The organism is Paraburkholderia sp. MM5482-R2, from assembly GCF_050436125.1.
Taxonomy (GTDB): Bacteria; Pseudomonadota; Gammaproteobacteria; order Burkholderiales; family Burkholderiaceae; genus Paraburkholderia; species Paraburkholderia tuberum.
The window spans coordinates 2,549,068-2,573,296 of sequence record NZ_JBNDLP010000002.1 but is presented as its reverse complement, the minus strand read 5'-3'; the positions used below and the strand labels follow the sequence as shown (position 1 = coordinate 2,573,296).

The following is a 24,229-nucleotide window of genomic DNA, read 5'->3' as shown; positions in this document are numbered from 1 at the left end:
TGATCCGGAGACCTGCCCCATGACCGTTGCCACCGATCCGTCCGCTGTGCCCACCTCGCCGATCCGCACCGATGTCCTGATCGTCGGCGCCGGTCCCGTGGCTCTGTTCGCGGCATTCGAGGCCGGCGTGATCGGCCTCACCTGTCAGATCGTCGACATACTCGGACGGGTCGGCGGCCAATGCATCGAGCTGTATCCCGAGAAGCCGATCTACGATATCCCCGCGATTCCAGCGTGCACCGCGCGCGAACTGGTCGAGCGACTGGTCGCGCAATGCAAGCCGTTCGATGTGCCGATTCATCTCGAACAGCGCGTCGACACGGTCGAGCAGCGCGACGACGGACGCTGGACCGTGCGCACGCAGCGCGGCCTCGTGTTCGACGTCGCGGCGATCCTGCTCGCCGCCGGTAACGGCGCGTTCGTCCCGCAAAAGCTCCCGCTCCCCGAGGCCGTGCCGCTGGAACAGCGCTACGTGCACTACAGCGTGCCGCGCCTCGCCGATTTCGCCGACAAAAACGTGGTCGTCGCGGGCGGTGGCGATTCGGCGCTCGACTGGGCGCTGGCACTACGCAAGGTCGCGCGGCGCGTGACCCTCGTGCATCGGCGCGCCGGCTTCAGCGCGGCCGATTCGAGCGTCGAGCTGATGCGGCGCGCGGTCGACGCTGGCGAGATGGACTTCGTCGTCGGCGGGATCGCGGCGCTCGATGTGGAAGACGGCGCGCTGCGTTCGCTGACGCTGCGGCAGGTCAACGGCGAGACACAGCTCGAAGCCGACCATCTGATCGCGCTGTATGGACTCGTCGCCGATCTCGGACCGATCGCGCAATGGGGACTGACGATTCATGGCGGGCGCGTCGACGTTGATACTTCGAACTACGAAAGCTCGCGGCCGGGCATTTTCGCCGTCGGCGACATCGCGAACTATCCGAACAAGCAGAAGCTGATCCTGTCGGGCTTTCACGAGGCGTCGCTCGCGCTGCGCAAGGCGTACGCGTACGCGTATCCCGACAGGAAACGCGTGCATGTCCATTCGAGCTACGACGCGAAGCTCGCGGAAAAGATCGGCGCGGCGGCTTGACGGGCGCGCCAGCGCAGCAGCCGTTTCGATTGGCGACGTGTGCCGATTCTCAGCGGCCGATCGCGCAGCCCGCCGCGTCGTGAATACCTTTTTCAATTGACACGCCTGTTTTTGCCAACGAAGGCCAAAACGGAAAGCCGAAACCGCAACGCGGCGACGTTTTCCGTCATGACCCGCTAGCTATCGCGGTGCTCGCCGTTATAAGCTTGGCGCCTTACCAGCCGGCGCGCGAGCGCCCTTGGCGGCGCATCCCGGCCCCCTCCGTGGACCGCGCAAGCGCTTGCGCGACGGCTTCGCCGCCGGCCAGGCGCGAGGCTTGCTTAAAACGAAAGTTCCAATGACGTGTCCGCCATGACCCAGCTCGAAGCTTCTTCTTCCCACGACTACGCCGAGCGCGCTCGAGTGCCGGCCGAGGCCGCGCCGTCGGCGCCCGTCGGCATCGATTATTTGTCGCTCGTGCAGGCGATTTCGGACTACGCGATCTTTCTGCTCGATGCGAAGGGCAACATCGTCAGCTGGAATGCCGGCGCCCAGAAGCTGAAGGGCTATGCGCAGAGCGAGATCGTCGGTCAGCATTTCTCGCGCTTCTATACCGAGGAAGCCGTCGCGCGCGGCTGGCCGACCTACGAGCTGGAACAGGCTGCGCTGACCGGCCGTTTCGAAGATGAAGGCTGGCGCGTGCGCAAGGACGGCACGACGTTCTGGGCGAACGTCGTGATCACCGCGATACGCAACGAGAAGGGCGCGGTCACGGGCTTCGCGAAGATCACGCGCGACCTGACCGCGCAGCGCGAATACCTCGAAGCGCTGCGCCAGAGCGAGGAGCGCTTCCGTCTGCTCGTCGATAGCGTGAAGGACTACGCGATCTTCATGCTCGATCCGCAAGGCTTCGTCGTCAGCTGGAATTCGGGCGCCGCGCGCATCAAGGGCTATACGCACGACGAAATCGTCGGCCGGCACTTCTCGCAGTTCTATGTGCCCGAGGAGGCCGCGGCCGGCAAGCCCGCGCGCGAGCTCGCGATCGCGCGGCAGATCGGCGCCGTCGAAGACGAAGGCTGGCGCATGCGTAAGGACGGTTCGACGTTCTGGGCCAACGTGATCATCACGGCCGTCTATGACGAATCGCGACGCTTGCGCGGCTTCGCCAAGGTCACGCGCGATTTGACCGAGCGGCGCCGGCGCGAGGAACTGGAGCGCTCCGGGGAGCGCATGCGCGAATTTCTCGCGACGCTCGCGCACGAACTGCGCAATCCGCTCGCGCCGGTGCGCAACGCGGTCGGCACGATGCAGATGGAAACCGATCTGAGCCCGGTGGTCGCGCGGGCGCGCGATCTGATCGATCGCCAGGTCACCCACCTGACGCGACTCGTCGACGATCTGCTCGATATCGGCCGCATCATGTCCGACAAGGTCGAACTGCGTATTGCGCGCGTCGATCTCGCCGAGCTCGTCGCGCGCGCGATCGAAGCGGCGCGGCCCTTCACCGACTCGCGCGAGCAGCGCGTGGTCGCGCATGTACCCGACGCTCCCGTGATGATTCGCGGCGACATGACGAGGCTCGTGCAGGTCCTGCAAAACCTGCTGCACAACGCGTCGAAGTTTTCGCCGAACGGCAGCGCGATCGAGATGCAGGGACGTGTCGACTTTCGTATGGCGGTGCTCGAAGTGCGCGACCCCGGCTGCGGCATTCCGGTGCGCTCGCTCGACAAGATCTTCGAACTGTTCGCGCAGGAGAAGGAAGGGCAAAGTTTCGGCGAGGGCGGCCTTGGGATCGGCCTGACGCTGTGCAAGTCGCTCGTCGAAATGCATGGTGGCAGCATCGTCGCGAGCAGCGAAGGACTGGGACTCGGCAGCACGTTCACGCTGAGTCTGCCGCTCGCCTCCGCGCAGTCCGACACCGCGGAGAGCGGCACGATCGATGCCGCGCCCCACGTGCAGCCGCTGCGCATTCTCCTCGTCGACGACAATCGCGATTCGGCCGACAGCCTCGCGATGCTGCTCGAACTGAAGGGCCACGAGGTGCGTATCGCCTACGAGGGCGAGCAGGCGCTGCAGATCTCGCCACGCTTCTCGCCGCATCTCGCGCTGATCGACCTCGCGATGCCGAAGATGGATGGCTATGCGACGCTCGCGGCGATGCGCGCGCGGCCCGAGATGTCGCGCACGATGTACGCGGCGATGACGGGTTTCGGCCATGCGAGCGATCTCGATCGAACTCGCCACGCGGGTTTCCATGCGCACCTCGTGAAGCCGGTCGAGATGGCGGTCCTCGACGCGTTGCTCGCGAAGGCGGATGGACGTCTGAGCGGAAGTGGCGGGACGTAGCCGCTGTTTCGCTGCGCGGCCGCCTCGCCAGCCGGGGCACGGTGTTTGCTGCCACTCTGCATACGTTCCGGTCCGCCGCCGCCCGGCGGGCCGTGGATCGAACCGGTGCAGGGAGGCACGATGCTCGACATACGCGACCACGCGGCCAGCTTTAAGGCCCAGTCACGGCAGGTCTCAAATCAACACGGTGGCCGCGCACTACGCGCGAGCGCCCGCGCGCCGCAGCCCGGCAAGCCTGCTATCTCGCTCGACGATTTTCTGCGCGACGCGCGTTTCGATGCGAACGATCCCGCTGCCCTCGGAGCACTGCTCGCTGATCTGATCGAGCGCGGCTACGATCGCGCGCCGACCTTGCCATGGCCGGGGCATGGGGAGACGCTGGTGCGCTGGCGCGCGCTGGCCGCCGTTGCCGCATGCGACCTCGGCCTCGTCAAACTGTTCGAAGGCCATACCGATGCGCTTGCGATTCTCGCCGAGCTCAATGGTCCGCTGCCGCCCGCGGCAAGCCGCTGGGGCGTGTGGGCCGCCGAAGCGCCGCACGCGCGGGTGCGCGCCATCGACGAAGGAATCCAGACCGTTGCCGGCGAGGGCGCGCAGGTGCGCCTGTCCGGCACCAAAGCCTGGTGCTCCGGCGCGCAGGCGCTCACCCATGCGCTCGTGAGCGCATGGCGCGACGATGAGCCCGTGCTCGCGGCGCTCGCGCTGGACCAGAGCTCGATCTCGATCGATACATCGAAATGGCAGGCCGTCGGCATGCAGGCGACCGCGAGCGCGGATGTCACGTTCAAAGACACCGTGGCGACGCTCGTCGGCGCGCCGCATGCGTATCTGCGCCGCGCGGGCTTCTGGCATGGCGGCGCCGGTATCGCCGCGTGCTGGTACGGCGCGGCCGCGCAAATCGCGCGCACGCTGCGCGACGCGTGCGCCCGGCACGCGGACGCGCATCGGCTCGCTCATCTCGGTGCGACCGATGTCGCCTTGCAGTCGGCCGCCGCGCTGCTGCGCGAAACCGCCGCGTGGATCGACGCGCAGCCGTCGGCCGATGCAGCGACGCGCGTGTTGCGCGCGCGTCTGGCCGTCGAGCAGGCCGCGAGCGCCGTGATCGAGCACGCGACACGCGCGCTCGGCGCGGGCCCGTTGTGCCGCGACGCGCGCTTCGCGCGGGCGCTCGCCGACCTGCCGGTGTTTCTGCGGCAGAGCCACGCGGAACGCGACCTCGCAGCGCTCGGCGAACGGCTCGTCGAGGCCGCTGACACGACTGCCGCGCCGGCATCGCATCAGGCGTCTTCGCAAACACTCGCGCCGTGGACGCCATGACTTTTTTCCCCCTGCCTTGGGAGGATCGCTCAGATGAACTCGACGGCGCCGTACTTCGATGAACTCTACCGACGCAGCGACGATCCGTGGCGTTTGCGCGAAGGCTGGTACGAACGCCGCAAGCGTTCGCTGACGCTCGCGCTGCTGCCGCGGCCGCGCTATCGCAACGCGTTCGAACCGGGCTGCGCGAACGGCGAGTTGACGGCCGGGCTCGCGACGCGCTGCGACGCGCTGCTCGCCGCCGATCTGCACGCGCGCGCCGTCGAGCTTGCGTGTGAACGCGTGGCGGGCGCATCGAACGTGCGGATCGAGCAGCGCAGGGTGCCGCGCGACTGGCCGACGGAGCACGGGCCGTTCGATCTGATCGTGATCAGCGAGTTCGCGTACTACCTCGACGCGGCCGAGCTCGAAACGCTGGCCGCGCGCATCGCCGGGTCGCTGACGCCGGACGGCACGCTGCTCGCCTGCCATTGGCGCCGGCCGTTCGCCGAAGCGCGCGAATCCGCCGACCATGCGCACGCGCTATTCGATGCGCGCTGCGGTCTCGCGCGTCTCGCGCATCACGACGAAGCCGACTTGCTGATCGACGTGTGGTCGCGCGACGCACGTTCGGTCGCGCAGCGCGAGGGGCTTCTATGATCGGCGTGATCGTTCCGGCGCATAACGAAGAGGCGTTGCTCGCACGGTGCCTCGCGGCCTTGCTCGAAGCGTCCCGACACGAAGCGCTCGCCGGCGAGGAGGTGCGGATCGTCGTCGCGCTCGACGCCTGCAGCGATTTCAGCGGAGCGATCGCGCGCGCTTACGGCGTGCAGACGCTGACGCTGAAGGCGCGCAACGTCGGCGTCGCGCGGGCGCTCGGCGCGTCGCTGCTGCTCGCGCACGGCGCGCGCTGGCTGGCGTTTACCGATGCCGACAGCCGCGTGTCGCCCGGTTGGCTGGCCGCGCAACTGGCGCTCGGCGCCGATGCGGTGTGCGGCTCGATCGCCGTCGACGACTGGAGCGCGCATCCGCACAGCGTGCGCGAATATTTTCGCAAGACGTATGTCGACGCCGACGGACATCGTCATGTGCACGGCGCGAATCTCGGCGTTTCCGCCGACGCCTATCGGCGCGCGGGCGGCTTTCCGCCGCTCAAGTGCAGCGAGGATGCCGCGCTCGTCGATCGCCTGATCGCGACTGGCGCGCGCATCGCGTGGAGCGCCGCGCCGCGCGTGACCACGAGCGCGCGTACCGTGGCCCGCGTGCGCGGCGGTTTCGGCGATACGCTCATCTCATGGGCGACGGATGGCGCGCTGGCCTGAGCGACGGCGACGCGTCGCGGGCTCGTCTCGCTCGCAACTATCCGGACACCAGAACATTCGCACGGCAATCCGCCGCGGGGAGGGCGAACATGATGGACGCGTTTTTCGTTCTATTCGGCCAAGGCAGGGAGCTCGATCCGTTGCAGATGGGTATGCGCTCGATCGCCGTGTTCGTGATCGCGCTCGCGCTGATCCGTGTATCGGGGCGCCGTTCATTCGGGCAGCGCTCGCCGTTCGATTCGGTCGTCGTGATTCTGCTCGGCGCGACGCTGAGCCGCGCGATCGTCGGTGCGTCGCCGTTTATCGCGACCGTGGTCGCGTCGTTCGCGATCGTCGTGTGTCACCGGGTGCTCGCGTGGTCGTTCATACGCTCGCGCCGCTTCGAGCTGCTGGTGGGCGGCGCCGAGCGCGAGGTGTTCAGCGACGGCAAGTTCCACGCGAACGAAATGCACGCGGCGCTCGTCACGCGCACCGACATCGAGGAAAGCGTGCGGCAGAAAACCGGCTCGCGCTCAATGGACGACGTGGCCGCCGCGATTCTCGAACGCAATGGCGAAGTGAGCGTGATTCGCAAGCGCGCGTGAGCGCCCGAACCCGTGAAGAGCGGGGCGCTCGCGCGGTGACACGGTAACCGGCTCAGCCGCGCCCGCCTCGCGAAATCTCCGCGCCCGCGCCGCGCGGCAGGCGCAGCGTGACTGGAATCGACGCGAACGAGCATAGCCCGACCACGAGAAACGCGGGCCAGAAATCCGACCAGGTGATGCTCGGATGCCCATGCAGCGCGCGCGAAATCTGCAGCACGATGCCGCCGACCGTCACGCCGAGGCCGAGCGACATCTGCTGCACGACGCTGCCGAGGCTCGTCGCGCGGCCGACGTCGCGGCTCGCGATCTCCGCGTAGGTCAGCGAATTGAGGCTCGTGAACTGCAACGCGGGGAAGAAGCCGCCGAGCAACACGACGACCCAGATGATCCACGTCGGCGTGTGCGGGAAAAACAGCCCGCACGCGGCGATCGAAATGCCCGATAGCGCGGCGTTGAACACGAGCACCTGGCGAAAGCCGAAGCGGCGCAGCACCGTGGAGGCGATCGTGCGCATGAACATGCCGCCGAACGCGGACGCGCAGGTGATCAGCCCCGATTGGAACGCGCTCATGCCGTGGCCTTCCTGCAGCAGCAGCGGCAGCAGGAACGGCAACGCGCCGAGACCGATGCGAAATAGCGAGCCGCCGAGCACGCTCGCCTGGAAAGTCGGCACCTTGAAAAAACGCAAATCCAGAAGCGGCAGTGCGACGCGCTGCGCATACGCGACGTAGATCGCGAGCAGCGCCGCGCCGAGCGCGCACATGCCGAACGCGTCCGTATTCGAAATCAGTTCGCCGCCGACCAGCGACAAGCCGAGCAACAGCAGCACCGCGCCCGCCGCCGACAGCAGGAAGCCGATCCAGTCGAGCGGGCCGGGGTCGGGCTCGCGCGTATTGGCGATATAGCGATTGGTCAGATAGATGCCGAGAATGCCGATCGGCACGTTGATGAAGAAGATCAGCCGCCAGTGCAGATACGTGGTGATGAAGCCGCCGAGCAGCGGACCGGCGGCGGGGCCGAGCATTGCGGGCACGCTCAGGTAATTCATCGCGCGGATGAAGTCGGCTTTCTCCACCACGCGAAAGATGATGATGCGCCCGACGGGCACCATCATCGCGCCGCCGACGCCCTGGATGAAACGCGCAACCGTGAAAGTGGCAAGCGAGTTCGACGCGGCGCACAACAGCGAGCCCGTCACGAAGACGCCGATCGCGGTGCGGAATACCGTGCGCGCTCCGAACTTGTCGGCGAGCCAGCCGCATACCGGGATGAACACGCCGAGCCCGAGCACGTAGCTTGTCACCGCGATCTTCAGCGTGACCGGATCGCGCCCGAAATCGCGTGCCATGGCCGGCAGCGCGGTGACGATCACGTTGGCGTCGACGCTTTCCATGAACATCGCGCACGCGACGATAAGAGGCGCAATCAGAGCTTTTTGGGTCTGGGCGACGGTCATATCGGCGAGCCTGCGGCGAAGCGTCGCAGGCAAAGGGGGCATTATGCACCTGTACGGTGCGGATTGTTAATACCTGCACGACCGATGCCGCCCCTTTACGAATTCTCCGTATCCGGTACGCGACGTTGGCATCGCGACGTCGCCAAAAATATTGTTTTGTTGCGCTGCGGCACGAGATCGCTATAATCGGGTTATTCCGTAGGTATAAACCCTGATCAGGAGTCGCCATGAACACCGCATCGAATGCCGTCCGTTCCACCCCCGCTGCCAACACGTTCTTCGGCAAGCTGCGCGCGCTGGCGCTGCATGCGCTGAACCTGCATCTGCAGAACTGCGCAGTGATCGCCGAAGCGTACCGTCGCCCGAACTAAGCGCGAGTTTCCCGCGCGGGCCCCGCAAGCCCCTGCTGTCGTGTCAATGCCCGCTCGAGTAGCGGGCATTGTGCTTTGTGGCCCCGTCAAGCGGAGCACGTTCAGCGAGTCGGCTCCCCAGTCCCACCAGATAGACGCCCACCGTCAGCCAATTCCGGGCTGCCATCGCCGTTTCCCTTCCTGATATCGTGCTTCCGCTCCTGATGACGGCACGCCCAGCCGTGATCCTGATGCCGCGGTTGCGCCGGCCTGATGCCTCGCATCACGCGAGGAAGCATTACAATCGCGCGCTTTTGACACGCGACGCGCAAGTGAACCGACGGCAAAATTGCTAATGCTGTCAACCTTTTGCACGTTTTGCCGTTATCACTTTGTAATCGCCGCCACAGGCGATACCGCGCGTGACGATCCGTCGCCGCGACCGCTCCTCGCAAGGCCCGCATTGACCATGTCCCACCAACTTCAACACAGCTTCGAGCGCCTCCCGGCGCTGCTCGGCCGTGCATCGAAAGCGCTTGGCAGCCGGGGCCTTCTGTCGCCCGTGCTCGCGCTCGTCATTTGCGGGTTGCTGCTGGTCGTGCTGCAGCATCTGTCCGAGGCAGTGAATTACCGTTCGGTGATCCGCGAACTGCGCCAGCTGTCGGCGCGCGAGTGGAGCGGTGCGCTCGGCGCGACCGCGCTCAGCTACGTCGCGTTGGTCGGGCGCGACGCGGTCGGCCTGCGCTATCTCGGCGCGAGCGTGCCGCGCGCGGCGCTGTGGGTCGGCGCGACGGCCGGTTCGGCGCTCGGCAATGCGACCGGTTTCGGCGCGCTGACGGGCGGAGCGGTGCGCGCGCGCGTGTACGGCGTCGCGAACATCACACCCGCGCAGATCGGCCGCATGACGGTGTTTACGAGCGTGTCGCTCGCGCTCGCCCTCGTCTTGATGACCGCGCTGGGCATGGTCTGCATGGCGGGCCAGCTCGCGCCGATGCTGCATCTGTCGCCAGTCGCGCTGCGCTGGAGCGGCGCTGCGCTGCTGCTCGCGCTGGTGCTCGCCGCGGCCGCGTGCCGTCGGCAAACCCGGCCGATCCGCACGCGCTGGCAGTGGCTCTCGTTCGATATTCCCGCGCGCCGCGATCTGCTCGCGCAGGTTGCGCTGGCGGTGCTCGACGTGGTCGCCGCGGGCCTCGCGTTGTGGGCGTTGCTGCCGCATGCGAACGTGAGCTTCGTCGGCTTCATCATCGTCTACGCGGCCGCGATGCTGCTCGGCCTGATTGGCCATACGCCAGGCGGCGTCGGCGTGTTCGAAGCGGCGATGGTGTTCACGCTGAGCGGCAGCGTGCCGATGCATCAGATGGTCGCCGCGCTGCTCGCGTATCGCGCGATCTATTTCGGCGTGCCGCTGATCGTCTCCGCGGCGCTGCTCGCGGGCTTCGAGGGGCGCGCGCTGAAGAATCGTCTGTCGATGTTGCAGGCGGAGCGCGTGTCGGAACTCGCGCCGCTGTTTCTGAGCCTCGTCACGTTCGTGGTCGGCGGCATGCTGGTCATTTCGAGCGCGACGCCGGCGTTCTGGCAGCGCATTCATATGCTGCGCGACCTGGTGCCGCTGTGGGTGCTCGAAAGCTCGCAGATGCTATGCAGCGTGCTCGGCGTGCTGCTGCTGTTCGTCGCGCGCGGCCTGCTGCGGCGGCTCGATGCGGCATGGTGGATGACGCTCGCGCTCGCGTTGCTGAGCCTCGCGCTGTCGCTGACCAAGGGTCTCGCGTTCGTCGAAGCCAGTGTGCTCGGCATGCTGATCGTGCTGCTGCTCGCGACGCGCAAGCGCTTCAACCGTCATTCGTCGCTGTTCGCGGAGCGTTTCACGGCCGGCTGGCTCGTGTCGGTCGCGATGGTGCTGATGCTCGCGACGTGGGTCATGCTGTTCGCTTTCCGTGACGTGCCGTACACGGGCGATCTGTGGTGGCAATTCGCGTTCGACGAGCGCGCGCCGCGCGCGCTGCGCGCGACGCTCGCCGCGAGCGTGTTCGCCGCGACCTTCTCGTTCTGGCAATTGCTGCGTCCGGCGCCGGGCCGCTTCGTGAAGCCGGCGCCCGAAGATCTGCACGACGCCGCGCGCATCGTGCGCGCGCAGGAACGCAGCGATGCGGGTCTCGCGTTGATGGGCGACAAGAGCTTCCTGTTTTCGGAGTCGCGCGAAGCGTTCCTGATGTACGCGAAATACGGCCGCACGTGGGCCGCGTTGCACGATCCGGTGGGGCCGCGCGAAGAGTGGGCGGGTCTCATCAGCAAGTTCGTCGCGCTCGCGCATGCGCATGGCGGCCGCGCCGCGTTCTACCAGGTGCGCGCGAATGCGCTGCCGCTGTATCTCGACGCTGGCCTCACGCTGATGAAGCTCGGCGAGGAAGCCCACGTCGTGCTCGACGACTTCGATCTGAAGGGCTCGCATCGCGCGCATCTGCGCTATGCGCTCAAGCGCGGCGAGCGCGACGGCTTTAGCGTCGAAGTGATCGATCAGGCCCATGTGCCGGCCTCGCTCGAAACGCTGCGCGGCATTTCCGACGGTTGGCTCGACAGCCGCGACGCGCGCGAGAAGAGCTTCTCGGTCGCGGCTTTCCATGACGAATACCTGGCCGCGCAGTCGGTGATGCTGGTGCGCCAGAACGGCGAGCCGGTCGCATTCGTGACCTTCATGACGACCGATATGAATACCGAGGCGACCGTCGGCGTGATGCGTCACGTCGAAAGCGCGTCGCCGTATGCGATGGAATATCTGTTCACGCAGCTCGCGCTGCATCTGAAAGAGGCGGGCTTCCGCTCGCTCAGTCTCGGCATTGCGCCGCTCTCCGGTGTGCAGCCGACGCCGCTCGCGTCACGCTGGCATCGGCTGGCCGGCATCGTGTGGCGCTTCGGCGGTCGCTTCTACAACTTCCGCGGACTGCGTGCTTTCAAGAGCAAGTTCCAGCCGCGCTGGGAGCCGCGTTATCTCGCGGCATCCGGTTCGGGCGTGTTCTTCACGCTCGCGGACCTGTCGCTGCTGGCAGGAGGCCGGCGTTCATGACATTGCATCCGTTGTTCCGGCTCGCCGTCGCGGCGAGCGTTCTGAGTTGCGGCGCGCTCGCGCACGCGGCCACCACCACCGTGCCCGGCGGCCGCTATGGCGACGTGCGCGTGACGCAGCCCGAGGGGCCGCTGCGCGGCTTCGTCGTGCTGTATTCGCAGGCAAGCGGCTGGAGCGCAGCCGATCAGCAGAGCGCCGATGCGCTCGCGAAAGCGGGCGCGATGACGGTCGGCGTCGATACCGCGCACTACGCGGCCAACCTTTCCGCGAAAAAGGAAACCTGTCATCAGTTGGTGGGCGATGCCGAGGCGCTGAGCCATCAGCTCGAACGGCAATCGCAGTCGAGCCGCTACTTCGCGCCGATCGTCGCGGGTACGGGACAGGGCGCGACGCTCGCGATGCACGTGCTCGAGCAGGCGCCGTCCAATACGATCGCGGGCGCGGTGTCGGTCGACGCCGATCACAAGCTCGACGCGCGCTTCGAACCGTGTCCGCCCGACCCGACCGTGATTCGCGACAAGGTGCCGGGCTTCGTCGAAAAGGCGAGCACGGGCAATGCCGATCGCGCGCGTCTCGTTGCATTGCTGACGCCGCATCTGCAGCCGGTCTCGATCAGCGCCGACGACGTGTCCGACCTGCCGCTGATCGAATTGCCGGCCGCGCATCCGAACGGCTTGATGGCGATCGTGATTTCCGGCGATGGCGGCTGGCGCGATCTCGACAAGACGATCGCGCAGGCACTGCAGAAAGATGGCGTGTCGGTGGTCGGCTGGGACAGCCTGCGTTATTTCTGGAGCGAGAAGCCGCCGGCGCAAACGAGCCGCGATCTCGCGCGGGTGATGCAAACCTATGGCGAGCGCTGGCACGCGCAGCATATCGCGCTGATCGGCTATTCGTTCGGCGCGGACGTGCTGCCGTTCGCGTATAACCGTCTGCCGCAGGCGCAGCGCGATAAGGTGTCGCTGATTTCGCTGCTCGGCTTCGCGCCCGAAGCCGATTTCCAGATCCGCGTCGGCGGCTGGCTCGGCATGCCCGCGAGCGACAAGGCGCTGAACGTGCGCCCCGAGTTGACGCATGTGCCGCCGTCGATCGTTCAATGCTTCTATGGCGAGAGCGAGACCGACACGCTGTGTCCGGCGCTCGACAAAACCGGCGTCGAAGTCATCCGCACGACCGGCGATCATCACTTTGGCCGCGATTACAACGCGCTCGAGCAACGCATTCTCGCGGCGTTCAAAAAGCAGAGCGGCGTGCGCGATTGATGTCGGTGTTGGTCGTCTCTGCGGGGCGCGCTTGCCGGTGCGCCCCGTTTTTCTTGTGTGGCACTGCCGCACTGCGCGGAGATTGACAAAGCTTGCCGAGTCGACGAAGATCGCCGACATGAACTGCCTCGACATCCGTATTGCGCTGATTATTAGCATCATTCATCGAATGGTGGGTTAGCGCGCGTCGACTTGCAGTCACACATAACCCGCCAAACGAGGCGGGTTTTTTTATGTCCGCTTTCAGGTTCATTCTCTGCCTGCCTCCTGGCGAAAATGCCGCGATTGCTATCGTTCGATGTCGATCGCCGTTGATGCGTTGTTGCATCGAATGTTGCCACCCAGGAGCTTGCCGTGCTGTTAAACGAACTCGAACAGGCCGCCGCAGCGGCCAAGCGCCTCGCGCCGTCTCACGACTACCTGAAAAAGACCCTGACCGCGCGCGTCTACGACGTGGCGCGCGAGACCGAACTCGAACGCGCGCCGAACCTGTCGGCGCGGCTGCGCAACCCGGTCTATCTGAAGCGCGAGGACAATCAGCCGGTGTTCTCGTTCAAGCTGCGCGGCGCATACAACAAGATGGCGCATATTCCGGCCGGGGCGCTCAGTCGCGGCGTGATCACCGCGTCGGCGGGCAATCATGCGCAGGGCGTGGCGTTATCGGCGGCACGCATGGGCGTGAAGGCGATCATCGTCGTGCCGGTGACGACGCCGCAGCTCAAGGTCGACGCGATCCGCACGCATGGCGGGCCGACCGTCGAGATCGTGCAGTTCGGTGAGTCATATAGCGACGCCTATGGTCACGCGGTCAAGCTGCAGGAAGAGCGCGGCCTGACTTTCGTGCATCCGTTTGATGACCCCTACGTGATCGCCGGCCAGGGCACCGTCGCGATGGAAATCCTCAGCCAGCACCAAGGGCCGATTCACGCGATCTTCGTGCCGATCGGCGGCGGCGGTCTCGCGGCCGGTGTCGCCGCATACGTGAAATCGGTACGCCCCGAGATCAAGGTGATCGGCGTGCAGACCGACGATTCGTGCGCGATGGCCGCGTCGTTGCAGGCGGGCGAGCGCGTGACGCTGAACGAAGTGGGCCTGTTCTCCGACGGCACTGCGGTGAAGCTCGTCGGCGAAGAAACCTTCCGTCTGTGCCGCGAATATCTGGACGAAGTGCTGCTCGTGAACACCGATGCGCTGTGCGCCGCGATCAAGGACGTGTTCCAGGACACGCGCAGCGTGCTCGAACCGGCGGGCTCGCTCGCGGTGGCCGGCGCCAAGCAGTATGCCGAACGGGAAGGCATCGAGAACCAGACGCTGATCGCGATCACGTCGGGCGCGAACATGAACTTCGACCGCATGCGCTTCGTCGCCGAACGCGCGGAGGTGGGCGAAGCGCGCGAAGCGGTCTTCGCGGTGACGATCCCCGAAGAGCGCGGCAGCTTCAGGCGCTTCTGCGAGCTGCTCGGCACGCGCAGCGTCACCGAGTTCAACTACCGGATCGCCGACGCGAACTCGGCGCATATTTTCGTCGGCGTGCAGATCCGCAATCGCAGCGAATCGGCGCAGATCGCCGGCGCCTTCGAAGCGCACGGCTTCGCCACCGTCGACCTGACCTTCGACGAACTGTCGAAGCAGCACATCCGCTACATGGTCGGCGGCCGCTCGCCGCTCGCGCGCGACGAACGACTGTTTCGCTTCGAGTTTCCGGAACGTCCGGGCGCGCTGATGAAATTCCTGTCGTCGATGGCGCCGAACTGGAACATCAGCCTGTTCCACTACCGCAACCAGGGCGCGGACTACAGCTCGATTCTGGTCGGCATTCAGGTGCCCGGGAGCGACCACGCGGCGTTCGAGCGCTTCATCGAAACACTCGGCTATCCGTGCTGGGAAGAGACAAAAAATCCGGTCTATCGACTATTTCTTGGCGAATTGAAGCTCGTTTAGCGGATCGGGGTTTACCTGAGGGCACGCCATGCCGCGGCACGAACCGCGGGTCGTCCAAATCGGCGGAAGACCCCGCCAGTCTTGCGTTTGCGGCCGAAACAGCCGCGCGGCGCCGGCCCCCACCTTACACCTTCTATCGCGCAACGCGATACGGCCTATCCGCTATATCGCATTGCGGGATAGGCGTCGCGATCGTCACACTGAGCGCAAATTTCATCACCGCATTCAGGAGACTACATGCGCACCCAAGTCGGCATCATCGGTGCAGGGCCCGCTGGCCTGCTTCTTTCCCATCTGCTTCATTTGCGCGGTATCGACTCGGTCGTGCTCGAAACGCGCACGCGCGATCAGATCGAATCGACGATTCGCGCCGGCGTGCTCGAGCAGGGCACGATGGACCTGCTGATGCAAACCGGTCTCGGCGAACGCATGCAAGCCGAAGGCGCGCTGCATCACGGTTTCGAACTCGCGTTCGAAGGCAAGCGTCGCCGCATCGATCTGACCGGCCTCACCGGTCATGCGATCACGGTTTATGCCCAGCACGAAGTGATCAAGGATCTAGTCGCGGCGCGCGTCGCCGCGGGCGCCGAACTGCGTTTCGGCGTATCGGAGACGTCGGTGCATGGCATCGATACCGATAAGCCGTCGATCCGCTATCGCCACGAAGGCGCGGAGCACGAACTGCAATGCGACTTCGTGATCGGCTGCGACGGCTCGCAAGGCGTGTCGCGCCAGGCGATCCCGCAGACGCTGCGCAAGGATTTCGAGCGCGTCTATCCGTTTGGCTGGTTCGGCATCCTGTGCGAAGGCCCGCCGTCGTCGGACGAGCTGATCTATGCGCGCCACGAACGCGGCTTCGCGCTGATCAGCACGCGCTCGCCGAACGTGCAGCGCATGTATTTCCAGTGCGATCCGAAGGACTCGGTCGACAACTGGTCCGACGATCGCATCTGGGCCGAGCTGCATGCGCGCGCCGATTCGGACGAAGGCCACAAGATCATCGACGGCAAGATCTTTCAGAAGAACATCGTCGGCATGCGCAGCTTCGTGTCGACGACGATGCAGTACGGGCGCCTCTTCCTCGCTGGCGACGCCGCGCATATCGTGCCGCCGACTGGCGCGAAGGGCATGAACCTCGCGGTCGCCGACGTGAACGTGCTCAGCAAGGCGCTCGACGCGTTCTACAAGGAAAACCGCGCCGATCTGCTCGACCGTTACAGCGAAACCGCGCTCAAACGCATCTGGCGCGCCGAGCACTTCTCGTACTGGATGACCAGCATGCTGCATCGTATCGAAGGCGCTTCGGCGTTCGAGCAGCAACTGCAGGTCGCCGAGCTCGAGTACGTGACGACGTCGCGCACGGCCGCGACCGTACTGGCGGAGAACTACGTCGGCGTCGCCGGCGCGCAGATGCAGGCGCAGCTGTAAGCGCTACTGCAAGCACCGCGCGATCATCGGGATCGCTAATTGATCGACAGATCCCGGTGCGCGGCCGCCTGAAACTCCTTGGGCGTGACGCCGGTCTGCTTACGGAAATAGCGGCTGAAATAGGCCGCATCTTCGAAACCGAGCGCATGCGCGATCTGTTTGATGCTCGAACCCGAGTAGACCAGATCGCGCTGCGCCTCGCGTATCAACTGATCGTTGACGAGCGACAGCGGCGAATGGCCAAGCTCCTCACGACAGATGCGCCCCAGTTGCGCTGCGGTCACCCCCAATTTTTCCGCATAAAAATCGATTGGCAGATGCTCGCGCACATGCGTGGCGATCAGTTCGCGTAGCCGTTTGATCTGTGCGGCGCGCCGGTCGTTGACGGTCACGCCCGCGCTCGACGCGGCATCGGTCAGCCGGGCGACCTGCACGAAAAGTGCAATCATCAGCGACATGCCCGCGGCGATATGGCCGCGCGCGCTGCCGCGAAATTCCTGCTCCAGCAAACCGAACAAGGGCATCAACGTGCGCTCGCCGACCGCGGGCCGCACGGGAATCAGCGCGGGCCGTTGCAGCACCGGCACGAGGCCCGGCGACACCGCTTTCGAAATCGACTCCAGCGCGCGCTGCGCGGCCGTAATCACGAGCCCGTCGATCTCCGGCGAAAACACGAAACCGTGCACCGTTTGCGCTGGAATCAGGATCAGGCATGGCGCTTCGATCGTGAGCTTTTCGCTTTCGATCAGCACGTGGCCCGAACCGCTGCGGATATAGAGAATCTGCAGCAATGCATCGTGCCGGTGCGCGGCGATATGCCAGTCGTTCGGACGACTGCGCTCGACGATCCATTCGAAATTGAACGCGTCGTACCACGGCGGCCGCGCGGACTCTCCGTACAGATCGTAGTTAGGGATATTCCTCATGCGGTTTTGTCTCCAATGTTCGAATTGTCCTGCGATGTGCTGCCTTTGTCCAATTTCGTCCGGAACCGCGTGGCTATACTTTTTTCCATCGAAGACGCGGTCGGATGACGCAGTTTGGTGAAGCCGGCCAACCTAAGCTCGCCGCGATCGTGAACATGGAGATCGGGAGGACTAAGCAAATGAATCAACGGAAAGATCGGCGCGACACACCCGCCAACGCGCGACACTGGCTCGGGCTCGAAGGCAGCGTCTGCGTCGTGAGCGGCGCGGCGGGCGGCATCGGCAGCGCGATTGCTCAGGTGTTGGGCGACGCTGGCGCACGCGTGGCGCTGCTCGATCGCGATGAGCAGAAGTGCCGTAACGTCGCGCAAGCGCTGAACGCGAGCGGTGTCGAAGCGCTGGCGCTCGCCTGCGATATCGGCGACATCGATAGCGTGCGCGGCGCGGTGTCGGAGCTCGAAGCGCGCCTCGGCGTCGCCGATGTGCTCGTGAACAACGCGGGCCTGTTGCGGCCGGGGGGCATCGAAGAGATTGGACTCGATGCATGGAATGCGATGCTGCGCGTGAATCTGACCGGCTACATGCTGTGCTCGCAGCAATTCGGTCAACGCATGCTGAAGCGCGGCGCTGGCGCAATCGTGCATGTCGCGTCGGTGGCCGCGCATCATCCGCAAACCTATAGCGGCGCTTACAGCGCGGGCAAGGCCGGCGTCGCGATGCTGTCGAAGCAGATCGCGGCGGAGTGGGGGCCACGCGGCATTCGCAGCAATACCGTGTGCCCGGGCATGATCCGCACGCCGCTGTCGGCGGCGTTCTACGAGCACGACGATATCGAACGCCGGCGCAGCGCGATGACGGCGAGCCGCCGGATCGGCGAGCCGAACGATATCGCCGATGTCGTCGCGTTTCTCGCGAGCGAACGCGCCGCCTATGTGAACGGTGCCGAAGTCGTCGTCGATGGCGGCTTCGAAAGCATGCTGATGGACCTCGTGCCGCGTCCCGGCTTCGAAGCCAACCAGGCCGCGCAAGCCACCCGGGCCGACCGCCTGGTCCGAGCGTAAGGAGACCATCATGACCAACGCAACATGCGGCGCAACACTCACGTGCGACGTGCTCGTGATCGGTTCGGGTGCGGGAGGGCTGTCGACCGCGATCACCGCGCGCAAACACGGTCTCGATGTTGTCGTGATCGAGAAGGAGCCGTTCTTCGGCGGCACGACCGCGTTTTCAGGCGGTGTGCTGTGGATTCCGGGCAACCGTCACGCAAGGAGCAACGGCGTCAGCGATACGCGCGAAGCGGCGCTGACCTATATGCGCAGCGAAACCGGCGCGTACTTCGATGCCGCCGCCGTCGACGCGTTTCTCGACACGGGCCCTGAGATGCTCGACTTCTTCGAGCGCGAAACCACCGTCAAATTCGTGCCGACGTTGTATCCCGACTATCACCCGAACGTGGGCGGTGGTGTCGACATTGGCCGCTCGGTCGTCGCCGCGCCGTTCGATGCGCGCGCGCTGGGCCAGGACATCTCGCGATTGCGCCCGCCGCTGAAGACGATCACGTTCATCGGCATGATGTTCAACTCGTCGAACGCGGACCTGAAGCACTTCTTCAATGCGACGCGTTCGCTCACCTCCGCGCTGTACGTCGCGAAGCGCCTCGCGAGCCATCTGAAGGACCTTGCGCTGTACCGGCGCGGCGTGCAGATCACGAGCGGTAACGCGCTCGCCGCGCGGCTCGCGAAGTCCGCGCTCGATCTCGGCATTCCGATCCATACGAACACGGCCGCTCGCGAGCTGACCGTGGCGAACGGCAGCGTCACCGGCGCGCTCGTCGCGGGACCGGAAGGCGAGATGCGCATCGTCGCGCGACGCGGCGTGGTGCTCGCGTGCGGCGGCTTCTCGCGTGACGTCGCACGGATCGCCCACGCGTATCCGCATCTGCGGCGCGGCGGCGAACACCTGTCGCCGGTGCCGCGCGGCAATACGGGCGACGGCGTCGGCATGGCCGAACGTCTCGGTGCGCGGGTGGCGATCCGTTTTCCGCAGCCAGCCGCATGGATGCCGGTGTCGCGCGTGCCGATGAGCGACGGCAGCGTCGGCGTGTTTCCGCATCTGGTGGATCGCTACAAGCCTGGCGTGATCGGCGTGACGCGCGCGGGCAAGCGCTTCACCAACGAAGCGAATTCGTATCACGACGTGGGTGCCGCGATGATCGAGGCCTGCGCGAACGAACGCGAAACCGCGATGTGGCTGATCTGCGATCACGCGACGATCCGCAAATACGGGCTCGGTTATGCGAAGCCGGCGCCCGTGCCGCTCGGCCCGCTGCTGCGCAACGGCTATCTGAGCAAGGGCCGCACGCTCGCGGAACTCGCGCGCAACGCGGGTCTCGACGGCACGGCGCTCGAGGCGACCGTGAAGCGCTACAACGCCGATGCGGTGCGTGGCGAAGATCGCGAATTCGGCCGCGGCACGACGTCGTTCAATCGCTATCTGGGGGACCCGGAGCACCAGCCGAACCCGTGCGTCGCGCCGATCGGCGACGGTCCGTACTACGCGCTGAAGGTCGTGATGGGCGATCTCGGCACCTTCGACGGCATCTCGACGAACGTCACCGGCGAAGTGCTCGACGTGAAAGGCGCACCGATCGCCGGCCTGTACGCGGTCGGCAACGATCGCGCGAGCGTGATGGGCGGCAACTATCCGGGCGCGGGTATCACGCTCGGGCCGATCATGACGTTCGGCTATATCACCGGTCGTCATCTCGCGGGCGCGAGTGTGAAAAGCGCGAAGAGCGCAAGCAACGCGGACCCCCGCGCAGCCGAAACCGTATTGAGGACCGGCACATGAGCCAGGGCAAACCTTTCGTCGATCATCGCATCTACACGATCCGGCCGCGCGGCATGGCGGAGTTCATCGACGTTTTCGACCGGCTCGCGATGCCGATTCAGCTCAAGTATCTGGGCGCGCCAGTCGGCTTTTACATGAGCGATATCGGCGCGCTGAACCAGGTCGTGCATCTGTGGGGCTACGAGAGCATCGGCGACTACGACCAGCGCCGCACCGCACGCGATGCCGATCCGGAGTGGCCCGCGTATCTGCAGGCGTCCGCGCATCTGATCGTCGCGCAGGAGAGCCGCATCATCAGGCGAGTCGACTTCAGGACGCTGACGATGCTGCGCTAGCCGCCCGTTCGAGGAGGAGACAGGCATGAACGAACGGACAGCGCGACGCTCGCAAGCACGGTCGCGACCACCGTCGCGGCGACCGGGTGTTGAACGGCAATTCGAACAATAAGAAAAACACCTCTTCATCTCAAGGAGACATCGCAATGAACCAGCTGAAAGGAGCACGCACATGAGCCGCTCCGAACGCAGTGTAGACGTGCAGGCCTTTATCGACGAACAGCGCTTCTCGCCGTTTCAATGGACGATTCTGGTGCTGTGCTTTCTGGTCGTCGCCGCCGACGGTTTCGACACCGCCGCGGTCGGCTTCATCGCGCCGTCGCTCGTGCAGCAATGGGGCATCGCGCGCAGCGCGCTCGGCCCGGTGATGAGCGCGGCGCTGGTGGGACTCGGCATCGGCGCGCTCGCGGCCGGCCCCTGCGCGGACCGCATCGGACGCAAGACGGTGCTAGTGCTGTCGGTGTTCTTCTTCGGGCTGTGGAGTCTCGCGGCGGCCCGCGCGAGCTCGATCGAATCGCTGACCTTGCTGCGCTTTTTCACCGGCCTCGGTCTCGGCGCGGCGATGCCCAACGCGGTCACGCTGATGGCCGAGTACGCACCCGCGCGGATTCGCGCGGTCGCCGTCAATGCGATGTTCTGCGGCTTTTCAGGCGGTCTCGCGATCGGCGGTCTCGCATCCGCATGGCTGATTCCGCATTTCGGCTGGCCGAGCGTGCTGGTCGCCGGCGGCGCCGGTCCGCTCGTGCTGAGCGTGATGCTGATACTGTTTCTGCCGGAATCGGCGCAATTTCTCGCGGTGCGTAAGCGCGCCGATCAACGGATCGCGCGAATCCTGCAACGCATCGCGCCCCACGACCGCTTCGACGGATGCCGTTTCTTCGCGGTCGACGTGTGCCGCAATACCGGCGACGCACGTTCGCAATGGGCGCTCACGATCATCCTGTCGGCGCGCTACCGCTTCGGCACGCTGATGCTGTGGCTCGCCTATTTCATGGGGCTACTGATTTACTATCTGCTGACCAACTGGCTGCCGACGCTGTTCAATGACACCGGCTTCTCCGGTGAAAAGGCCGCGTTGATGACGTCGCTGTTTCCGCTCGGGGGCATCCTCGGCAATCTGTGCGTCGGCTGGGTGATGGATCGCTTCGCCGGGCATCGCGTGATCGCGTTCACCTATGTCCTCGTCGGCGCGCTCGTGTTGCTGGTCGGGCGGGGCGTCGGCCATCAGGTCTGGCTCGGGACGCTGATCTTCCTGACCGGCACGGTCGCGACCAGCGCGGTCACGTCGATGTCGGCGCTCGCGGCGAGCTTCTACCCGACCCGGGCGCGCGCGACGGGCGTGGCGTGGATGCTGGGAATCGGCCGGGTCGGCGGCGTGGCGGGCGCGCTCGTCGGTGCGGCGTTGATGGGGCTCGGCTGGCACTTCGGCGCCGTGTTCAGCCTGCTCGCGGTGCCGGCCGTGATCGCGGCGGGCGGGGTGGTACTGATGATGCGGCGCGAGCCGCTCGATCACGCATCGGTCGATGAAAACGTCGGCGCCATAGCGATCGAATGAGCGCGGCGTCGGGCGTGCCGCTACGCTCGAACAACGCGCGACCGCTCAGGGCGCGCGCAGCAACGCCATTTCGTTGTGCAGCAGCGCGAGCAATTCGTCGTCGGTTGGCCGCGTGCCCCAGTGGCGCGCGCCGGCCACCGACGCGATCGCCATCCACGAATGCGGTGGAAACCATTCGCGCACCAGCGTGCCGTCCTGGCGCAGGCACAACTGGCCGGTCAGCTCGCTGTATTCGGCGCAAATGTGCGCGCCGTCGACCTGCGCGGTTACTCGTCTCGGATCATTGCGTAGCACGTCGTCGCTCCTTTCAAAGGGGTGGCGCGAATGCAGGCGCGACACGTTGGCGCGATGGACGCCACCTGCCGTCTATCAATGGTCATGCCCGCGATCGTCATGGTCATGACCATGACCGTGCCAGCCGTTGTCGTGCCAATCGCCGTGCGGTCCGCGTGCATCGCGCCATTCGTTGTGATGACGCTCCCACTCGCGACGCTCCCAATAGCGATGACCATCGTAGTAGCGTTCGCCGTACCAGCCCGGAGCGACTATGACCGCGGGAGGCGGCGCAGGCGCATAGACGGGCGCGGGCTGCACATAGACGGGCGGCGGAGCCTCGACCACGGCGGGCGCGACCGCGATGCCCGGCACGCCGATATTCACGCCGACATCGACGTGCGCGAAAGCGGCCGTCGATGCGCCGATCGCGAGACCCGCGACGACGGTCAACGATACCCAGCGGTTGCGTGAAAGACTCATGATTGTTCTCTGTTTGTTGTGTGGATGTCTGCGATGGAGTGGCGAGCCGGACGCGCACCTACTGCGCGTGATGGCCCGATCAATAACGTTCGTAGTAGTGGTCATGATGCGGATGATCGTCAGGGACGACGATGCAGCCGCTCAACGCGCCACCGAGCGTGGCGGCAAGAATGACCAATGCGAGGATTTTTTTCATGATGTTGCTCCCTGAAATCTGTGATGCGAGTGCCTGTCGTGCGAAGCGTTTCATCTGATCCGCTTTCGTTTGAACCGAACTCTACTGAGCGGCGCGATTACCGGTGTGTTTGTGTGTAACAGGACGTGTCGATCCGAGCTCGCGCCGAAACGTCGATGCGAGTGCGATGAGCGAGGAGGGAAGGCGCCGTGGCTTACGGGTCGAAATGCCGGGCGACTGTCAAGCGCGCGGTCAAACCCTTGAAGGGTCTATGAAAAAAACCGCATTCAATGGCAGACGAAGCATGGATTCGAAGCGAAGGTTCGGCGCCTCGATTGCTGAAAAAAGAAGCGCATCGATTTTCGGCATATGTATGCGGCGCAGATACATTCGGTTGCAGACTGGGTAAGAAGTTCGGTAGTGAGCTCGGGCGAGCCTGATGGAAAGACGCTACACCTGTAGCGTCATCAGCTTGTCTTAAGCTTCGGTGGGATAGGTAAAAACGCATCGCGCGCGCAACCTACTGCGCGGCCGCGGGCTCCGGGGCGGTCGCTTCGCGATAGCCGAGCCGCGTCGAAATCGCGAGCCCGGCCTCTTTGAGCAACGCGACGTAATGCTGCTTCGTGTCGGCACCGCAGCGCATTGTCGGAAACGAAATCGACAGACCGGCGATCACACGGCCGAAGCGGTCGAACACGGGCACCGCGATGCATTGCAGGCCTTCTTCCTGCTCCTCGTTGTCCTCGCCGTAGCCCTGCTCGCGTACGCGCGGCAGGATGCTCAACACCGCTTCGGCGCAGGTCAGGGTTTTTTGCGTCGACTTGCGAAATTCGATGTGCGAGAGCACGTCACGCGCGTCGGCCGGGTCCATCCATGCGAGCAGCACCTTGCCGATCGCCGTGCTATGCAGCGGATTGCGTCGGCCGATCCGCGACTGCATGCGCAGTCCGTAGTCGGCGTCGATCTTGTGGATGTAGATGATCGCGTCGTCGTCGAACGCGCCCAGGTGTACCGCTTCGCGCGTCATCTGGCCGATGCGGCGCATCTCGATGTCGGCCTCGCGCACCAGATCGACGCTTTCGAGCGCTTTCGCGCCGAGCTCGAACAGACGGATCGTCAGCCGATAGCGTTCGGTTTCGACTTCCTGGCTCACGTAGCCGAGCGCCTTCAGTGTTTGAATCACACGATGCACGGTCGTCTTCGACATGCCGAGCCGTTGCGACAGCTCGCTGATGCCGATCTGTCCGGTGTCGCCGATCGCGCCGAGAATCGCGAACACGCGCCCGATCGACGACGCCGATTCGCCGCGCTCACCGCTGTCCGCATCGAGCGACGCTGCGCCGGCGGGTTCCTTGCGGGCTTTGCCACGGGTCTTATCGAGCGTCTTGTCGCGCGCAGTGTTCCTCGCAATATTCCTCGCAGTATTCCTGGGTGTTCCCGTTGCCGCCATGTCCGTCATTCCCTGTCTGTGCCAACTCGCCGCTGCCGCATCGAGCCCGATGCTCAGCGGCGCGTGAGCATAGCGCGTC

At 65.5% G+C, this 24,229-nt stretch carries 21 protein-coding genes; 15 read left to right on the top strand and 6 right to left on the bottom strand.

Translation table 11 applies throughout. The features are described from left to right. The first annotated feature begins 19 nt into the window (after window positions 1-19). From OKW37_RS14715 to OKW37_RS14690, 6 genes are all read left to right on the top strand, one after another. Window positions 20-1,078 carry an NAD(P)/FAD-dependent oxidoreductase gene (locus tag OKW37_RS14715; protein WP_184056654.1) on the top strand — a complete coding sequence of 353 codons (1,059 nt, stop codon included), beginning with the start codon at window positions 20-22 and terminating at the stop codon, window positions 1,076-1,078. A gap of 351 nt (window positions 1,079-1,429) precedes the next feature. Continuing rightward, window positions 1,430-3,403 (top strand): PAS domain-containing hybrid sensor histidine kinase/response regulator, encoded by a 1,974-nt coding sequence (locus OKW37_RS14710; protein WP_184056651.1) that lies wholly within the window; start codon window positions 1,430-1,432, stop codon window positions 3,401-3,403. 120 nt (window positions 3,404-3,523) lie between these two features. Next, entirely contained in the window at window positions 3,524-4,720 is a 1,197-nt protein-coding gene (locus OKW37_RS14705) for an acyl-CoA dehydrogenase family protein (RefSeq protein WP_187610546.1), read from the top strand. 33 nt (window positions 4,721-4,753) lie between these two features. After that, the gene (locus OKW37_RS14700) at window positions 4,754-5,359 is read left to right on the top strand and encodes an SAM-dependent methyltransferase (protein WP_429405663.1); all 606 of its coding nucleotides are present in this window, start codon (window positions 4,754-4,756) and stop codon (window positions 5,357-5,359) included. Further along, complete coding sequence (locus tag OKW37_RS14695) at window positions 5,356-6,021, top strand: glycosyltransferase (RefSeq protein ID WP_429405665.1); 666 nt, start codon at window positions 5,356-5,358, stop codon at window positions 6,019-6,021. Before OKW37_RS14700 ends, OKW37_RS14695 begins: the two co-directional genes overlap by 4 nt. 89 nt (window positions 6,022-6,110) lie before the next feature. Beyond that, window positions 6,111-6,605 (top strand): DUF421 domain-containing protein, encoded by a 495-nt coding sequence (locus OKW37_RS14690; RefSeq protein WP_090805813.1) that lies wholly within the window; start codon window positions 6,111-6,113, stop codon window positions 6,603-6,605. Between the two features lie 52 nt (window positions 6,606-6,657). On the opposite strand, the gene OKW37_RS14685 is transcribed toward OKW37_RS14690, so the two are convergent. Beyond that, complete coding sequence (locus tag OKW37_RS14685) at window positions 6,658-8,061, bottom strand: MFS transporter (protein ID WP_184056642.1); 1,404 nt, start codon at window positions 8,059-8,061, stop codon at window positions 6,658-6,660. 227 nt (window positions 8,062-8,288) lie between these two features. On the opposite strand from OKW37_RS14685, the gene OKW37_RS14680 reads away from it, so the two are divergent. From OKW37_RS14680 to OKW37_RS14670, 3 genes are all read left to right on the top strand, one after another. Next, on the top strand, window positions 8,289-8,432 hold the full coding sequence (locus OKW37_RS14680) for a hypothetical protein (RefSeq protein WP_184056639.1): 144 nt from the start codon (window positions 8,289-8,291) through the stop codon (window positions 8,430-8,432). A gap of 448 nt (window positions 8,433-8,880) precedes the next feature. Next, window positions 8,881-11,472 carry a bifunctional lysylphosphatidylglycerol flippase/synthetase MprF gene (gene mprF / locus OKW37_RS14675; protein WP_429405668.1) on the top strand — a complete coding sequence of 864 codons (2,592 nt, stop codon included), beginning with the start codon at window positions 8,881-8,883 and terminating at the stop codon, window positions 11,470-11,472. Further along, window positions 11,469-12,734, top strand: a complete 1,266-nt coding sequence (locus OKW37_RS14670) for a virulence factor family protein (RefSeq protein ID WP_429405670.1) — start codon at window positions 11,469-11,471, stop codon at window positions 12,732-12,734. Before mprF ends, OKW37_RS14670 begins: the two co-directional genes overlap by 4 nt. Here OKW37_RS14670 and OKW37_RS14665 read toward each other — a convergent pair. Next, window positions 12,706-12,987: a hypothetical protein gene (locus OKW37_RS14665; protein ID WP_184022741.1), complete on the bottom strand. Its 282-nt coding sequence runs from the start codon at window positions 12,985-12,987 to the stop codon at window positions 12,706-12,708. The genes OKW37_RS14670 and OKW37_RS14665 overlap by 29 nt on opposite strands. 101 nt (window positions 12,988-13,088) lie before the next feature. Here OKW37_RS14665 and ilvA point away from each other — a divergent pair, with 101 nt between their 5' ends. Both ilvA and OKW37_RS14655 read left to right on the top strand, forming a co-directional pair. Continuing rightward, window positions 13,089-14,675, top strand: coding sequence for a threonine ammonia-lyase, biosynthetic (gene ilvA, locus OKW37_RS14660; protein WP_429405672.1), 1,587 nt, complete (start codon window positions 13,089-13,091; stop codon window positions 14,673-14,675). A gap of 237 nt (window positions 14,676-14,912) precedes the next feature. Next, complete coding sequence (locus tag OKW37_RS14655; RefSeq protein WP_429405673.1) at window positions 14,913-16,103, top strand: 4-hydroxybenzoate 3-monooxygenase; 1,191 nt, start codon at window positions 14,913-14,915, stop codon at window positions 16,101-16,103. Window positions 16,104-16,138: 35 nt separating this feature from the next. Here the strand turns inward: OKW37_RS14655 and OKW37_RS14650 are convergent, their stop codons facing one another. After that, complete coding sequence (locus OKW37_RS14650) at window positions 16,139-17,029, bottom strand: helix-turn-helix domain-containing protein (RefSeq protein ID WP_429405675.1); 891 nt, start codon at window positions 17,027-17,029, stop codon at window positions 16,139-16,141. Window positions 17,030-17,208: 179 nt separating this feature from the next. Here OKW37_RS14650 and OKW37_RS14645 point away from each other — a divergent pair, with 179 nt between their 5' ends. The 4 genes from OKW37_RS14645 (at window position 17,209) to OKW37_RS14630 (ending at window position 21,769) form a co-directional block, all read left to right on the top strand. Continuing rightward, window positions 17,209-18,090, top strand: coding sequence for an SDR family NAD(P)-dependent oxidoreductase (locus OKW37_RS14645; RefSeq protein ID WP_429405678.1), 882 nt, complete (start codon window positions 17,209-17,211; stop codon window positions 18,088-18,090). A 10-nt stretch (window positions 18,091-18,100) separates the two neighbouring features. Then, window positions 18,101-19,879 (top strand): FAD-dependent oxidoreductase, encoded by a 1,779-nt coding sequence (locus OKW37_RS14640; protein ID WP_429405680.1) that lies wholly within the window; start codon window positions 18,101-18,103, stop codon window positions 19,877-19,879. Next, the gene (locus tag OKW37_RS14635) at window positions 19,876-20,214 is read left to right on the top strand and encodes an NIPSNAP family protein (protein ID WP_018417780.1); all 339 of its coding nucleotides are present in this window, start codon (window positions 19,876-19,878) and stop codon (window positions 20,212-20,214) included. Before OKW37_RS14640 ends, OKW37_RS14635 begins: the two co-directional genes overlap by 4 nt. Before the next feature lie 172 nt (window positions 20,215-20,386). After that, window positions 20,387-21,769 carry an MFS transporter gene (locus tag OKW37_RS14630; RefSeq protein ID WP_429405683.1) on the top strand — a complete coding sequence of 461 codons (1,383 nt, stop codon included), beginning with the start codon at window positions 20,387-20,389 and terminating at the stop codon, window positions 21,767-21,769. 45 nt (window positions 21,770-21,814) lie between these two features. Here the strand turns inward: OKW37_RS14630 and OKW37_RS14625 are convergent, their stop codons facing one another. From OKW37_RS14625 to kdgR, 3 genes are all read right to left on the bottom strand, one after another. Then, window positions 21,815-22,063 (bottom strand): hypothetical protein, encoded by a 249-nt coding sequence (locus tag OKW37_RS14625; protein ID WP_184067742.1) that lies wholly within the window; start codon window positions 22,061-22,063, stop codon window positions 21,815-21,817. Between the two features lie 75 nt (window positions 22,064-22,138). Continuing rightward, complete coding sequence (locus OKW37_RS14620; RefSeq protein ID WP_184067739.1) at window positions 22,139-22,525, bottom strand: hypothetical protein; 387 nt, start codon at window positions 22,523-22,525, stop codon at window positions 22,139-22,141. A gap of 695 nt (window positions 22,526-23,220) precedes the next feature. Then, window positions 23,221-24,159: a DNA-binding transcriptional regulator KdgR gene (gene kdgR / locus OKW37_RS14615; RefSeq protein ID WP_429408397.1), complete on the bottom strand. Its 939-nt coding sequence runs from the start codon at window positions 24,157-24,159 to the stop codon at window positions 23,221-23,223. Window positions 24,160-24,229: the final 70 nt, after the last annotated feature.